Annotated in this window: 2 protein-coding genes; both read right to left on the bottom strand. The window is 38.2% G+C overall.

Annotated features, from left to right (window positions below; all coding sequences use genetic code 11):
- Positions 1 to 31: 31 nt before the first annotated feature.
- Positions 32 to 934, bottom strand: a complete 903-nt coding sequence (locus tag EJP82_RS27800; RefSeq protein WP_127195318.1) for an IS3 family transposase — start codon at positions 932 to 934, stop codon at positions 32 to 34.
- The gene (locus tag EJP82_RS27795; protein ID WP_127195317.1) at positions 901 to 1218 is read right to left on the bottom strand and encodes a helix-turn-helix domain-containing protein; all 318 of its coding nucleotides are present in this window, start codon (positions 1216 to 1218) and stop codon (positions 901 to 903) included. Before EJP82_RS27795 ends, EJP82_RS27800 begins: the two co-directional genes overlap by 34 nt.
- Positions 1219 to 1288: the final 70 nt, after the last annotated feature.

The following is a 1288-nucleotide window of genomic DNA, read 5'->3' as shown; positions in this document are numbered from 1 at the left end:
GTCAAGTAGACATTAATAAAACTGAAGTACATTAAGCAGCCTTAGTTCGGTATTCCACTGGACTAAGGTTGTTTAATTTTTTCTGAAACCTATCATAATTGTAAAACCGTATGTATTCATGAATTGCGGAGATCAATGCTTCCTCTGATTGAAAAGACTGGATATACATACATTCTGCTTTGAAATGTCCAAAGAAACTCTCCATGCAGGCATTGTCCAAACATTTTCCTTTTCTAGACATACTTACTTTCATCTTGTATTGGGTCAGAAGTTTATTGTACAACCTAGAAGTGTATTGATAACCTTGGTCACTATGGAGAAGAACTCCCTCCGTTTTGCGTACACCGCGAGCAAGCTCTACCGTGTCTATGACAAGCTGTAAATCGTTTCTAGTACTTATTTGGTATGAGATGACTTCGTTGTTAAAAAGGTCATAAATGGTGGAAAGATATAAGTTTTTTTGGTTATACGGAATGTAAGTAATATCTGTGACCCACTTTTCATTGGGTTGGGATGCATGAAAATCGCGGTTCAAAATATTGTCTGAAGTTACATAAGTCTCCTTTTTTCCATGAAATCGTTTCTTTCTACGAATCTTAGATTTGATCCCCATTTCTTTCATCAAACGATAGACCCTCTTATGATTAACATGTATGCCATGCGTCTTAAACAACCATGTTTGTATTCGTGGATAACCGAAAATGCCGTGTAAACGTTGATGCACTTCCATGATCTTTTCCTTCAGCTCCTCATCCATAAGTTGCTTTGACGACGGAGTGAGCATTCTTCTTATCCATTTGTAATATCCACTTCTAGATACTTTTGCGATTTCGCACAGTAACGTGATGTTGTATCCAGCAGATACTAATTGATTAACCAGTTCATATTGGGAGACTTTACTTACTCTATTCTTTGCCCCCTTTGTAGCGCCCACAACTTTTTTAAGTACTCATTCTCAGCTCGGAGCCTAACTAACTCCTCTTCCGGACTTAATGGATTTTTGCGGGGTCTTCCCTTAGTCAAACCTTTTGTTTTACCCCGTTTCTCCTCCAGTGCGGATGCCCCTTCTTTTTCATAACGCTTCACCCAACGTCTAACAGATGGTTCAGGTATATTCAGCTCTCTTGCTACTCGTTTATAACCCATTCCAGCTTCTATATACATTTGTACCGCTTTAAGTTTCATCTCGGTGGTATAGCTTTGTAGTATTCTGGCCATAAAAAATCCCCTCCAAATATCAACAATAAACGTCATTCTTTTTACTGTCTACTTAAAGGGGATAATATCA

It is taken from the genome of Paenibacillus anaericanus, from assembly GCF_003994475.1.
Taxonomy (GTDB): domain Bacteria; phylum Bacillota; class Bacilli; order Paenibacillales; family Paenibacillaceae; genus Fontibacillus; species Fontibacillus anaericanus.
This window is presented reverse-complemented; position numbering and strand designations above follow the sequence as displayed.

What these genes read in the sequence shown, in the direction of transcription:
- EJP82_RS27795 (WP_127195317.1), bottom strand. Translation starts at nt 1,218, where the DNA reads ATGGCCAGAATACTACAAAGCTATACCACCGAGATGAAACTTAAAGCG.